Source organism: Corallococcus sp. AB032C (genome assembly GCF_003668935.1).
Taxonomy (GTDB): domain Bacteria; phylum Myxococcota; class Myxococcia; order Myxococcales; family Myxococcaceae; genus Corallococcus; species Corallococcus exiguus.
The window spans coordinates 37,903-50,580 of record NZ_RAWP01000007.1; the positions used below are offsets into that span (position 1 = coordinate 37,903).

8 protein-coding genes and 1 pseudogene are annotated in these 12,678 nt (G+C 71.1%); 2 read left to right on the forward strand and 7 right to left on the reverse strand.

Annotated features, from left to right (window positions below; genetic code table 11):
• Nucleotides 1–54: 54 nt before the first annotated feature.
• Together D7X99_RS04375 and D7X99_RS04380 are read left to right on the forward strand one after the other, a co-directional pair.
• Nucleotides 55–1,410, forward strand: a complete 1,356-nt coding sequence (locus D7X99_RS04375; protein ID WP_121776616.1) for a universal stress protein — start codon at nt 55–57, stop codon at nt 1,408–1,410.
• 10 nt (nt 1,411–1,420) lie between these two features.
• Entirely contained in the window at nt 1,421–2,866 is a 1,446-nt protein-coding gene (locus D7X99_RS04380; protein ID WP_121776617.1) for a glycosyltransferase, read from the forward strand.
• Between the two features lie 18 nt (nt 2,867–2,884).
• Here D7X99_RS04380 and D7X99_RS04385 read toward each other — a convergent pair whose 3' ends face one another.
• The 7 genes and pseudogenes from D7X99_RS04385 to D7X99_RS04415 all read right to left on the reverse strand — a co-directional run bounded on the left by D7X99_RS04385 (nt 2,885) and on the right by D7X99_RS04415 (nt 12,625).
• Nucleotides 2,885–5,665, reverse strand: a complete 2,781-nt coding sequence (locus tag D7X99_RS04385; protein WP_121776618.1) for an HAD-IC family P-type ATPase — start codon at nt 5,663–5,665, stop codon at nt 2,885–2,887.
• Between the two features lie 166 nt (nt 5,666–5,831).
• Nucleotides 5,832–7,850: an adenylate/guanylate cyclase domain-containing protein gene (locus D7X99_RS04390; RefSeq protein WP_121776619.1), complete on the reverse strand. Its 2,019-nt coding sequence runs from the start codon at nt 7,848–7,850 to the stop codon at nt 5,832–5,834.
• Nucleotides 7,851–7,859: 9 nt separating this feature from the next.
• Nucleotides 7,860–8,561, reverse strand: coding sequence for a carboxypeptidase regulatory-like domain-containing protein (locus D7X99_RS04395; RefSeq protein ID WP_121776620.1), 702 nt, complete (start codon nt 8,559–8,561; stop codon nt 7,860–7,862).
• The gene (locus D7X99_RS04400) at nt 8,543–9,310 is read right to left on the reverse strand and encodes a hypothetical protein (RefSeq protein WP_121776621.1); all 768 of its coding nucleotides are present in this window, start codon (nt 9,308–9,310) and stop codon (nt 8,543–8,545) included. The genes D7X99_RS04395 and D7X99_RS04400 overlap by 19 nt, the downstream gene beginning before the upstream one ends.
• Nucleotides 9,311–9,398: 88 nt before the next feature.
• Nucleotides 9,399–9,977 (reverse strand): DUF1629 domain-containing protein, encoded by a 579-nt coding sequence (locus D7X99_RS04405; RefSeq protein WP_171805333.1) that lies wholly within the window; start codon nt 9,975–9,977, stop codon nt 9,399–9,401.
• A 1-nt stretch (nt 9,978) separates the two neighbouring features.
• Nucleotides 9,979–11,293: pseudogene (locus tag D7X99_RS04410) on the reverse strand (AHH domain-containing protein).
• Nucleotides 11,294–11,317: 24 nt separating this feature from the next.
• A complete protein-coding gene (locus D7X99_RS04415) occupies nt 11,318–12,625 on the reverse strand; it encodes a S9 family peptidase (protein ID WP_121776622.1) in 1,308 nt (435 codons plus the stop codon).
• Nucleotides 12,626–12,678: the final 53 nt, after the last annotated feature.

The window sequence follows — 12,678 nt, forward strand, 5'->3', positions numbered from 1 at the left end:
GAGGGGCGAGTCCTCGCGGGCAGCGGGGCATGCGAAGGCCCCTGGGGGGACGTCATGGCCATCGTCGTCGGCACGGATTTCTCCGACCATGCCCGGGAGGCCGTCCGCGTCGCGGCCGCCATCGCGGAGCGGACGGGCACGCCGCTGGTGCTCGTGCACGCCGCGGAGCCCGGCATGCTCCGGCGCGACTGGCCGGCCGAGCGCGGCAGCACCATCACCGAGCTGGAGAAGCGGCTCGCCGCCGAGGCGGACAGGTTGAGCCATCCGGGCCTGTCCGTGGAGCCCCAGGTGCTGCTGGGCATGCCGGACGAGGCACTGGTCGAGCACGCCGCGAAGATCCACGCGCGGATGATCATCACGGCGGCCCTGGGCTGGCGGTCGGAGAAGCGCTGGCGGCTGGGCGGCATCCCGGCGCGCATCGCGCAGCTGTCGCGCTGCCCCTTCCTGATGGTCCGTCTGTCCGAGCCATTCCTGGACTGGTGCCAGGCAAAGCGCCCGCTGCGGGTCGCCGTGGGCGATGACTTCTCGGACAGCGCGGAGGTCGCGCTGCGCTGGCTTCCGGAGCTGCGCCGGGTGGGGCCGGTCGACCTGACGGTCGCCCACGTCTACAGCACGGCCACGGAGTACGGACGGCTGGGGTTGTACCGCGTGAACCCGGAGCCCGAGGGCATCGAGGTCATCCTCGAGCGGGAGCTGCGCGAGCGCCTGTCGCGCATCGGTGAGCCGCGCGCGGAGGTCCGGATGTCCTCGGACCACGGGAACGCGGCGGAGCCGCTCGCCAGGCTCGCGGAGGCGGCGCGGGCGGACCTCCTCCTCCTGGGCAGCCACCAGCGGCGGGGGCTGCGGCGCGTGCGGCACGGCTCGGTGTCGCTCTCCTCCCTCCAGCTCGCGCCGGTGGCGGCGGTCGCCTGCGTCCCGTCCTGTTCGGCGCGAGAGGCGGAAGCGCCCGTGGGCATCCCGTCCATCCAGCGCGTCCTCGTCTCCACGGACTTCTCGCCGCTGGCGAACCGGGCCATCCCCCACGCCCTGTCGCTCCTGCCCCGGGGCGGAGAGCTCATCCTGGCGTATGTCCTCGAGTCGCCGGTCCCCATCGTCTACGCGGACTTCTGGCCCGCGGTGGCCCTGAGCGGGAACGATGACGACGCGCCCGAGCTGCGGCGCCAGCTGGAGGCGCTGGTCCCCGGTGACGCGGCCGGCCGGGGCATCACCGTCCGGGTGGAGCTGCTGTCCGGGGTCCACGCCGCGCAGGTGCTCTGCCAGGCGGCGGAGCGGTATGGGGCGGACATCTTCTGCATCAGCTCGCATGGGCGCACGGGCGTGCGCCGCGCGGTGCTCGGCTCCGTGGCCCAGGAGGTGGTGGCCCGCAGCCGGCGGCCCGTGCTGGTGGTCAAGCATCCCGCGCCGCAGTGAGGGGGACGCCATGCTCAAGCCCTTCGAGGTCCACGTGCGGGCCAGCTCGCTGGAGTGCTTCCGGCCCGGGCTCACGGCGGAGGAGTGGGAGTTGTTCCACTCCCACGCGGAGCAGGCCCGGGACCGCATGGAGGGCCGCACGTTCTGGAACGTGAACTCCACGGCCCGGGGCGGCGGGGTGGCGGAGATGCTGCCCGGGTTGCTCGCCTATGGGCGAGGAGCGGGCGTGGACACGCGGTGGATGGTGATGCAGGGCACCCCCGGCTTCTTCCACATCACCAGGCGGCTGCACGACGCGCTGCACGGCTCCCGGGGAGATGGCTCTCCGCTGGGGGCCGCCGAGCGCGCCTGCTACGAGGAGGTGCTCCGGGACAACGCGGAGGAGCTGCTCGTCCTCATCCGCCCGGGCGACGTGGTCCTGCTGCACGACCCGCAGACCGCGGGACTGGCGCCGGCGCTCGCCGCGGCGGGGGCCCGGGTGGTGTGGCGCTGCCACATCGGGAGTGACGTGCCCAACGACGAGGTGGAGCGGGCGTGGGCCTTCCTCGCGCCGGGGCTGGCCGCCGCGCGGCTCGCGGTCTTCTCCCGGGCCGCCTATGTGCCGCCGCTGCTGGCGGACCGGGCGGTCGTCATCCAGCCCTCCATCGACATCTTCGCGGTGAAGAACCAGCCCCTCGCACCGGACGTCGCGAACGCCATCCTGGAGGACATCGGGCTGGTGGGCCGCTCGCCGGGCCTCCCCGCGCCCGTCTTCACCCGGATGGACGGGGTGCCGACCCGGGTGTCGCGCGGGGCGGACATCGTGAGGTTGGGCTCCGCGCCCGCGCTGGACGTGCCGCTGGTGGTGCAGGTGTCGCGGTGGGATCCGCTGAAGGACCCGGTGGGCGTGCTGCGGGGCTTCGCGCTGCTCATGAAGCAGTCGCCCGGCCTGCGCGCGGAGCTGGTCCTGGCCGGGCCTTCGGTGACGTCCGTGGCGGATGATCCGGATGCGGCGGCCACGTTCGAGTCCGTCGTCGCGGCGTGGCGCGAGCAGCCGCACTTCCTGCGCCAGCGCGTCCACCTGGCCTGCCTGCCCATGGTGGACCCGGAGGAGAACGCCGCCATCGTCAACGCGCTCCAGCGGCATGCGGCCGTGCTGGTGCAGAAGAGCCTGAAGGAGGGCTTCGGGCTCACCGTCACGGAGGCCATGTGGAAGTCCCGTCCCGTGGTGGCGAGCGCGGTGGGTGGCATCCAGGACCAGCTGCATCACGAGGTGGAGGGACTGCTCGTGCGCGACCCCGCCAGCCTGCCGGAGTTCGCCGCCGCGGTGCGGAGGCTCCTGGAGGATCCGCGACTGTCGGCCCGCCTGGGCACCCAGGCCCACGAGCAGGTGCGCGCCCGCTTCACCGCCGTCCGCCACCTCTCCGACTTCGCGTCCCTGCTGCGGAGGCTGGACATCCGTCCGGAGGCCCGGTGAGTGCGTCCGCGTCCGCGGTCAGGTGGCGCTCACGCTCCGGCCCGTCTCCCGCCGCCGCGAGCGCAGCCACTTCTCCAGGCCCACCACGGGCAGCACGCAGGCGCCCACCAGCACCGACCGCGCGATGTCCCCCAGGGACAGCGGCGCGGAGCCGAAGAGGCGCTGGAAGAAGGGCACGTACATGAACGCGGCCTGGAGCAGCACCAGCGCGGCGATGCCCACGAACACGGTGGGGTTGCTCGCGAAGCCCACCTCGCGCGTGGAGCCCGTCAACGTGCGGCACAGCCACAGGTAGAAGATTTGAAAGCTGACCACGGTGTTGACGGCCATGGTGCGCGCCTCGGCCAGGGCCCAGGCATTGGGGACGCCGTGGGTGCCGCCCTGGCGCGTGAACTCCCAGAGGAACAGGCCGATGGCGCCCGCCGTCATCAGCAGCGCGACGAGCCCGGTGCGCATCACGACGAAGTGGCTCAGGACGGGCGTGTCCGGCGAGCGGGGCGGACGGCGCATGACGTGGCGCTCCTTCGCCTCGAAGGCCAGGGGCAGCGCCAGGGTGACGGTGGCCACCAGGTTGATCCACAACAGCTGCGTGGGGCGCATGGCCAGCAGCGGTTCGAGCACGCCGCCGGACTCCTGTAAGGGGAAGAACGTCACGCCCAGCATGAGGATGAGGGCCAGCCCCAGGTTGGTGGGCAGCACGAAGGCGAGCGACTTGACCAGGTTGTCGTAGACGCGGCGGCCCTCCTCGACGGCGGCGACGATGGTGGCGAAGTTGTCGTCCGTCAGCACCAGGTCCGCGGCCTCGCGGGACACGGCCGTGCCGGTGATGCCCATGGCCACGCCGATGTCCGCCTGCTTGAGCGCGGGCGCGTCGTTGACGCCGTCGCCCGTCATCGCCACCACGTGGCGCTGCGCCTGGAGCGCGCGCACCAGCCGCAGCTTGTGTTCGGGGGCCAGGCGCGCGAACACGTGCGTGTCCTTCACCGCCAGGGCCAGCTCCGCGTCGCTCATGCCGGACAGGCGCGCGCCGGTGAGGGCCGGATGCCCCGGAGCGTGGAGGCCCAGTTGAAGGCCAATGGCCTCCGCCGTGCCCGGATGGTCCCCGGTCATCATCTTCACGCGGATGCCGGCGGCGTGGCAGGCCCGCACGGAGGCCACGGCCTCCTCGCGGGGCGGGTCGATCATCCCCTGCAGGCCCAGCAGCGCGAAGCCGTCCTCCACGTCCTGGGGCCGCAGCGCGTCCGCGCGGGACATGTGCTTGCGCGCGAAGGCGAGCACGCGCAGCCCCTGCCTCGCCATGCGCTCCACCTCCGCCAGCACGGCGTCCCGGTCCGTCTCCGGTCCGCAGCGGCGCAGCACGACTTCCGGGGCGCCTTTCATGAAGAGCTCGGCGTGCTCCGGGCCGCCCGCGTGGAGCGCGGCCATGAACTGGTGCTCGGATTCGAAGGGGATGGCGTCCAGGCGGGGATGCCGCTCGCGCAGCTCCGTCACGCCCAGGCCCGCCTTCTTCGCGGCGAAGAGCAGCGCGCCCTCCGTGGGGTCGCCCGTCATGCCCCAGCGTCCCTCCCGGGGCTGGAGGTCGGCCTCGTTGCAGAGCACGCCCGCGACGAGCAGCGCGCGCACGTCGTCGGGCGGCACGTCCAGGGGGCGCCCCGCGCGAAGCAGATCTCCCAGGGGGGAGTGACCCACGCCGGTGAGCACGTAGTGCCCGCGCCAGGTCCACAGCGCCTGCACGGTCATCTCGTTGCGGGTGAGGGTGCCGGTCTTGTCGGTGCAGATGACGGTGGTGCTGCCCAGGGTCTCCACGGCGGGCAGCTTGCGGATGACGGCGCGGCGGGACGCCATGCGCTGCACGCCAATGGCCAGGGCGATGGTGACGATGGCGGGCAGGCCCTCCGGGATGGCGGCCACGGCCAGGGTGATGGCCACCAGCACCGCGTCGCTGAAGGCATACCCACGGAACATGCCCACCCCGAGCAGCACGGCGGACAGCACGACGATGCCCGCGCTGATGACGCGGCCCAGCCGGGCCAGCTCCCGCGTGAGCGGCGTGCTCAGGTCCGCGGCCTGATCCATCAGGTGGGAGATGCGACCCAGCTCCGTGGCGCTGCCCGTGGCGACGACGACGGCGGTGGACGTGCCGGACGTCACCAGCGTGCCGCCGAAGGCAAGGCTTGCCCGGTCCCCCAGCTCCGCGTCCTCGGACACGGCGGTGACGTGCTTGCTCGACGGGACGGACTCGCCGGTGAGCGCGGCCTCCTCCACCTGGAAGTTGCGCGAGCGCAAGAGGCGCAGGTCCGCGGGCACGCGGTCCCCCGACGCGAGCTGCACGACGTCACCGGGGACGAGCTCCGCCGCGGGCCGCGCCAGCAGGTGTCCGTCGCGCAGCACCTGCGCGGTCTCCGGCACCATGTGGTTCAGCGCCTCGATGGCCCGGCCCGCGCGGTACTCCTGCACGAAGCCGATGAGGGTGTTGAGGACCACGACGGCGGCGACGACGAGCCCGTCGGTCACCTTGCCCAGCAGGATGGCCAGGCCCGCGGACGCGATGAGGACCCAGATGAGCGGGTTGTCGATCTGCCGCCACAGGAGCTTCCACGCGCTGTCTGGCCGCGAGCGCTCCAGCACGTTGGGGCCCTGGCGCGCGAGCCGTTCCCGGGCCGCTTCCTCCGTCAGCCCCTGGGGCGCGCTGGAGAGCCGCTCCAGCACGGCCTCCGGGAGGAGCGCATGCCAGGGGACGGAAGGCGCGTCGTGGGCGCGGAGGCCTGCCTGCTTCCTGGGATGTGACGGCTCCTGCATGGCGTGCCTCCCATCAGGGAAGCTGGCCACGGGCAGGGCCGCCCGTCAGCGGGAGGCGGGCAGTGGGGCGGTGGTGTCGCGCGCTGCCCGTCATGTGGCCGCGTCCCGGGGCGCGCGGGCCCCGGGGCGCTCCCAGGCGCGGATCGTCTGGACCTGGACGGCGCCGCTACTTGCTGTCGAGGACGAAGACGCCGTCCCAGTCCTCGGGAGGGGGCGCCGCGAGCAGGGCCTCGCACCTCGCGGCGAACCGTCCCGAAGGCACGTCCTCCGGCGAGGCGAGGAACGCGGCTCGGGCCTCGGCGAAGCGGCGGGCACGGTAGAGCGCGAGCCCCTCGGCGAAGCGCTCGAGGTGCGGTGGCGGCGGCGTGCCCGCCGGGCCCACCAGCTCGAAGACGCGGACCGGCCGCTGCTTGCCCTTGACGCGCAGCAGGTCCAGCTCTCGCGCCAGCACCACGCCCCGGGCGGCGGCGAGGGTCTCCTCGGCCACCAGCGTGCGGGTGCCGTAGACCTTGGCCGCGCCCTCCAGGCGCGAGGCCAGGTTCACCGTGTCGCCGATGACGGTGTAATCCTGGGCCGCGCTGGAGCCGATGTTGCCGGCCACGCCCTGCCCGGTGTTGATGCCGATGCGGCAGTCCAGCCGGGGCAGCCCTCGCGCCACGAACCCGGGGGCGAGCCGCTCCACCACCGCCACCAGCTCCAGCGCGGTGAGGCACGCGCGCGCCGCGTGGTCCTCCAACGGCAGCGGCGCGTTCCAGAAGCACATGATGGCGTCGCCGATGAACTTGTCGAGCGTCGCGCCGTGCTTCGTCAGCACGCCGGTGGCCTGCTCGAAGTAGGTGTTGAGGACGGCGACGAGGTCCTCCGGGCTCATCTGCTCACCCATGGAGGTGAAGCCCACCAGGTCGCTGAAGAGCACGGTGAGCATCTTCCGCTCGCCGCCCGGCGCGGCCTTCTCCGGGTGCTTGAGCAGCTCGTCCACCACCTGGGGCGCGAGGTAGCGCTTGAAGAGGCCCTTGATCTGGTCCCGCTGCCGCAGGCCGCTGACCATCTCGTTGAAGGACTGCGCCACCCGGCCCACCTCGTCCGAGCCGCGCACGGGCACCTCGACGGTGAGGTCCCCCAGTCGCACGCGGCCGGCCGCGGCCTCCAACTGCACCAGCGGTGAGGCCATGCTCCGCGCCATGAAGACGGCCGCCGCCAGCGCGAGCAGCGCCACGCCCACGGCGGTGGGGATGAGCCAGCGCTGGAAGCGCTGGAGGATGGGGTTGATCTCCGCGTCGAAGTCGCGCAGCACGAACACCTGGCCGATGCGGCTCCCATCCACGCCGCTCAGCTCCCCCCCGCGCACGAGGTAGTGCGTGCCTTCGATGGACACGTCGTGGGCCTGCCCGGACCGCACGCCGTCGCCGTCGAGGAGCGAGCCCACGGGGAGCTGCGAGGCCAGGGCCCCGTCCTCCGTGCGCACGACGAAGCGGGCGCGGGTGTCCCCCAGGTGGGGCCCGGTGGCCCGGGGCGCCAGGGGCTCCTCCAGCAGCACGTCCCGCACCCACTGGCCGGACAGCACCACGCCCACCTTGTCCCGCCGCGAGCCGTAGGCGGGCTGCGCATGGACGAGCAGGAGGTCCCCCTCCCGGAGCGCCTCGGGAGGAACGAAGACGAAGGGCAGGGCGCGCAGCTGCGCGGGAGACCAGAGCGCGGAGGCGGGGCCGCGCTGGAGCGACGCGGCGAGCAGGGGGAGGTCGACCGGGCCGTCCCCCAGCTGCTCCGGCGCGGCGCGCGAGTAGACGAGCCGGCCGCTGGCGTTGAAGAAGGCCCAGGGCAGCGGGCCGTCGCGGCTCCAGCCGAAGGCCTCGGTGTCCGCCGAGTCGATGACCTCGCGGGCGCTGAGGATGCCGTCCGTCTCAGAGCTCGCGTCGCCCAGCCCCGCGTCGGCGTCGACGGAGTTCACCGACAGCGACATCTCCTTGAAGGAGCGGTCCAGCGTGCGCGCCTCGGCCACGTCGCGGATGCGCTCCTGGCTGGCGCGGGCGAGCTGCTTGAAGGCCTCCAGCGTCCGCTCCAGGTCACTGGCGATCTTCTCCTTCGCCGCCGCCTCCACGGCGAGGTTGGTGAGCAGCAGCGCGGTGACGAGCGCCGCGCCCGCGAGCGCCATGAAGGCGAGGATGAGCTTCTGGGTGAGCGTCACGGCGGCAACTCAGCGGTCTGGCCCGGTGTAGTCGGGCCGGGGGGTGTACTTCTTGCCGCGCTTGTCCAGGTGGGTGTCGTCGGGGCGCGTCTCCACGAGCGTCAGCGTGGCCGTGCTGGCGCGGCCCGCCTCCACGACGACCTCCGTGCGGGCGATGTCGCTCTGCTGGTCCCGCCGGTGCACCGCGAAGAGGGGGTATCTCCCGGGGGGCACGCCGCGCAGCACGAAGCGCCCGTCCCCGTCCGTCACCGCGAAGGCGCGGTTGGGGACCACCACCAGCGTGGCCACCATCTGCTCGTGGATGTCGCAGTAGACGTCGATGATGCCCGTCTTCTTGAACGTCTCCACGTACTTCTCGCCGGGCCGGTTCTTGCCCGCGTCGAACTTTCGGGCCACCGAGCGCGAGAAGACGTTGTGCAGCACCACGTCCTTGTTCAGGAACTCCACCTTCTGTCCGGCGACGATGGGCAGCACGCCTGGGCTGAACGCCTTGTTGGCCTGGCTCATCAGGGCCACCTCCGCGGGAGGCTCCTCCGTGTAGCCGGTGAGGTAGACGACGACGCCGGAGCGGTCCTCCTTCGGGCGGGGCTCGCCGTCCGCGCCGATGACGGAGATGCGCACCTCGCCCTGGACGCTGCCCGGCTCCGCCGACGCGAGCGGCGCGGCCAGCAGGAGCGCCAGCAGCAGGGACTTCAGAGAGCGACTGCCCATATGAGCCTCGGCATGAAGCGGGGGGTTTCGGAGGCCACGGCCGTCAGGCCGACCAGGGTGCCGGCGGTCACCCACATCCGGCCGAACGTCCACGCCAGGCTCGGCCCGACGAAGAGGTGCGGGGCCTGGCCGGAGTCCTTCACGTTGAACTCTCCGAAGGACTCGAGCGACAGCCGCAGCTCGTCCTCGATGACGGGGTAGGACACGCCGGCGGAGTAGGCCCCGAGGAGGCGGGCCGGCCCCTCGTCGCCGCGCAGCGCGGGGATGCCCACCTGCGCGCCCAGGTCGACCGTCGCCCGGAGGCCGCTCTCCCACTGGTAGGAGCCGACGAGGTCCACGTCCACGCGCGAGGGGCCCGTCGTGTGGATGGCCTGGTGCCACACCGCGCGCACGAGCGGCTGGAAGGCGCGGTCGTCCCCCCGGGGGAAGAGCCGGTAGCGGAAGTCCGCCTCGAAGGACTCGAGCTGGGTGACGCCCCGTTGGGCGCGCACCTGGAAGGGGATCGCGAGCTCCAGGTGCTGGCTCAGCCCGAGCACGGGCCCCCACCATATCCAGTACACCGAGGACCGCTCGGGCTCGGCGGGAGCGCGGCCGCGGACCCACAGCCACTGCTCGAGCTCGACGTCGCCCTTGGGGACGATTTCGGTATCAAAGGTCCAGATGTAGGGGCGGCGTCCCGCCTGCGCGGGAGCGGCCCACGTCAGCCCCATGATGCATGCCACCGCGGTCACCCAGCGGGCTGTGCGCATTCGGCCTCCCCACCCCCGCCGCGGGGATGTCCATGGGGTTGACTATCGCACAGTCTGGAGGGCGGGCGGCCCGTGGCTCATCCCATCCTCAACCGGTGTCCGTGACGCGCTCGAACGACACACCCAGGTTCCCGACGCTTTCGAGGGCGTTCTTGACGTCCTCCGAGACGATGAACGCGACCTTGAACTTCTTCAGCCGGAAGACATGGGCGCCCTCGGTCTTCGCAGGGTCGATTCGCAGTCCGTAGATCCACCGGTACTCCCCCGGGTAGTCAGGAGAGGGGGCGTCCTCGTCGTAGTGCTGCACCTCCCGGCACCGTGCCTCGTCGATGCAATCAACCGTCTTGGTGGCATTGACGACGAAGAACGGGTCGGCCTCTCCCTCTATCGATACCGGAAGAAGTTGGACGTCGCCGGGAGCCAGTGTCCTGAAGACATTCGCGACAAGCTCACTGGCAATGGGCGTTTCTTCAATCGAAGAGAATACAAAGTCTCGCTTGGTGCCAGGATGTGCGACCTGTGCCTTGAGGGGGGCAGGGTCGGGGAGGCTGCGACCATCTACAAACATCCAGGGTTCGTCAAAAGCCTCGCCTGAATACCGTGTCGGCGTATCAAGCAGCCAATGCGGTACATTTCCAAGCTCCACCGAGTAAAAATGGCGCTCCATCTCACCTCTCTCCCTTCACAATGAAACTCCGCATATCGGAGCCCTGCGTCAGAAGCTCATTGGCTATCTTCGCAAGTTCCTCCATCAAACTGGCCCGGCAGGTCTCCGTCGTTCGGCAGCGCGCAACAGAACGATCAAGGCGCCGAAGCACCGCTCGGTGATACAGTTCGGGGTGAGGCCCCTCGTGCCCCTTGAGCCGCACTTTGTTCGAGGCATCTTCGAGCGTCATTCCGGCCTTCTTGAAGACCTCCTCGCACCTTGGCGTCCAGGGACCGCCAGTAGCATCGGAGATGTGGTTCTTGTTCGTACAGATGTGATGAACAGGCCCCTTCTCGTCACCGGGAAACCGCCCCTCTCCGTACATCGCCAGTGCCGCCGCAGCTCCCGGAGCCAGCGCCACGTTGAGCACACCGGCAGCAGGCAACGAGATGGAGCCCACCCCTCCGTTCAAAGCAGCCGCGAGCCCGAATCCACCTTCTGCCTGCGCGCGAAGTGCGGCCTGGGAGAAGCCCAGGGAGCCTGGGCCCCTGGGCCGCCATCGCGTTCTTTCCACCCAAGGCCGCTGTGACGAGCAGCACCAGGACACGCGTTCCGTTGGTCCCGAGCACCTTGCCGAAGCGATGTCCGATGTCCTGCAACTCGATGACGCTCGTTGCTGTCTCCGCTTCGTCCCACAGGTGCACGAAGCCCCGGCCCATCTCCCAGACCGGCACGATGCCCAGGTAGGCCACCATCGCCGCCGTCAACGCGACCGCGATGACCTTGGTGACGGGCTCGGGCAGCGCCATCGTGAGGAGCACGGTCAGGGCGGCCGAGGTCACCAGGGCCTTGAGCGCCACCGGATTCAGCACCTTGCCGACCTCGACCTCGACGCTCTCCCACACCGTGTCGAGCGCGAACGAGAGCGCCATCATCGTCCGGTCCTTGCGCGAGAACGTCAGCCCCGTCCCGCCCACCAGGGTCAAGCAGTCGTCCCCGTCAGGGCAGATGCGCGCGTACAGCGATTCAGGTGAGCTGACCGAGCCAGCGTCCGCGAGTCCCTTTGCAGACGCGAGCAGGGCCCTGGACCGCACCCACCCTCGCTGGTCGGCCGCATCCGTCTCGCGGAAGGCAACGTCCATTCGCATGTCCAGGAGGAGCTGCGTGAGGGCCGCCTTGAACTCGGCCTCACCCACCTGGACCGGATCCACATCCAGGGACTCGTGAACCACCTGCCTGCCGTCTCCAACATCCACGTGGACAACACGAGTGGTCGCACACCCTCCCACGAGGAACAATAACGCGACAGCTCCCACCCATTGCCAGTGGCTCTGCATGTGTGTGATTGCCATACGAACTGATCAGCGGGCCGGGGACGAGGGCGTCCCGGGCGGCGGATCGACGCGCTGGCAGGAGCTGAGCACCGGCTCCGAGGGCGCCTCTCCGGTGAGCCGCTGCTTCAGCCAGGCCAGGGTGCCGGGAATGTCATCCCCCAGCACGCCGAAGTGATCCGCCACCGGGCACCCGACGTACTCCACCTGGGCCCCTTTGCTGATGAGCCCCGTGCTCACGAGCGCGGTCTGGGCGGGGTTGACGCGCTCGTCCTGTCCACCCTGGACGAGCCGCACGGGCGTGGTGACGGTCAGCGCGCCCGGCTCCATCGCGCGGAGCTGGGCGTTCAGCTTCAACACGGGCGCGGTCAACTTGAGCACCTTCCCCGCCGGAACGAAGCCGCCCCAGGAGCCTGCTTCGCTCAGCTCCGTACGGCACTGCGTGTCGACGTACGCGTACAACCGCTGGGCTTCAGCCTGGAGGATGTTCTCCGGCGTCAGCTCGGAGGGGTTGCCCGCGATGGCGCCCGTCAGGAACAGGGGCATGAACGCGGCGTTCGGGCCCGCGGACGTCTGGGCAGTGCCCGCGTAGAACAGCGCCTCCATGGCGGAAGCCGGCGCATAGGCCAGCACCCCCACCAGCTCCAGGCCGTCATCCTTCAGCCGCTCGGGCGCCCTCGCTGCGGCGAACAGCGCGGCCTGTCCGCCCTGCGAGTGCCCCACGATGGCGAACTTCTTCGACAGCTTCTTTCCATGCAGCGCATGCGCGGCGCGCACGATGTCCAGCACGCCGTAGGCCTGGGAGTTGCCCAGCAGGTACGGGTGCCGCCCCGGCGTCCCCAGTCCCTCGTAGTCCGACATGACGACGGCCCAGCCCTGCCTCAGGAACTGGTTGAGCAGCCGGTGCGGGGCCTGGTTGTACCAATGCGCGGACGCGCCCAGCTCGTCCCGCGACGGCGCGCACTTGTCCGCGATGCCCAGGGTCCCGTGCGCCCACGTCACGACGGGCCAGCCCTCCGTGGGGGCCTCTCCCTCCGGCACCGCGACGATGCCCGACACGGCGATGGGGGCCTCGCCCGGTCCTCCGCTGTTCGACAGGTAGAGCACGCGCTCGTTCAGCGTCGTGCCCTCCAGCGCGGCCAGCCCCGTGAGCGGTTCGTGGCCGAGCACGAACCCGGGCGCCTCGTTCGGAAGCGGGGAGGGGGGCCGGTAGAACTCGCGCACGTCCCAGTCGACGTCCTTCACCTGGGACGACGTCGAAGGCGCCCGGTGGGCACAAGCAGAGGGGAGAACGGCGAGTGCGGTCAGCGCCCACAGCGACCGGTGCAAGGCGGACATCAGGACTCCTGGGAAATATGGAATCCAAAGATTCCATGAAATTCCACCTGTGC

Bases quoted from the DNA above. Each gene is read 5' to 3' on its own strand.
- D7X99_RS04375 (WP_121776616.1), top strand. From the start codon at position 55: ATGGCCATCGTCGTCGGCACGGATTTCTCCGACCATGCCCGGGAGGCC.
- D7X99_RS04380 (WP_121776617.1), top strand. From the start codon at position 1,421: ATGCTCAAGCCCTTCGAGGTCCACGTGCGGGCCAGCTCGCTGGAGTGC.
- D7X99_RS04385 (WP_121776618.1), bottom strand. From the start codon at position 5,665: ATGCAGGAGCCGTCACATCCCAGGAAGCAGGCAGGCCTCCGCGCCCAC.
- D7X99_RS04395 (WP_121776620.1), bottom strand. From the start codon at position 8,561: ATGGGCAGTCGCTCTCTGAAGTCCCTGCTGCTGGCGCTCCTGCTGGCC.
- D7X99_RS04400 (WP_121776621.1), bottom strand. From the start codon at position 9,310: ATGCGCACAGCCCGCTGGGTGACCGCGGTGGCATGCATCATGGGGCTG.
- D7X99_RS04405 (WP_171805333.1), bottom strand. From the start codon at position 9,977: ATGGAGCGCCATTTTTACTCGGTGGAGCTTGGAAATGTACCGCATTGG.
- D7X99_RS04415 (WP_121776622.1), bottom strand. From the start codon at position 12,625: ATGTCCGCCTTGCACCGGTCGCTGTGGGCGCTGACCGCACTCGCCGTT.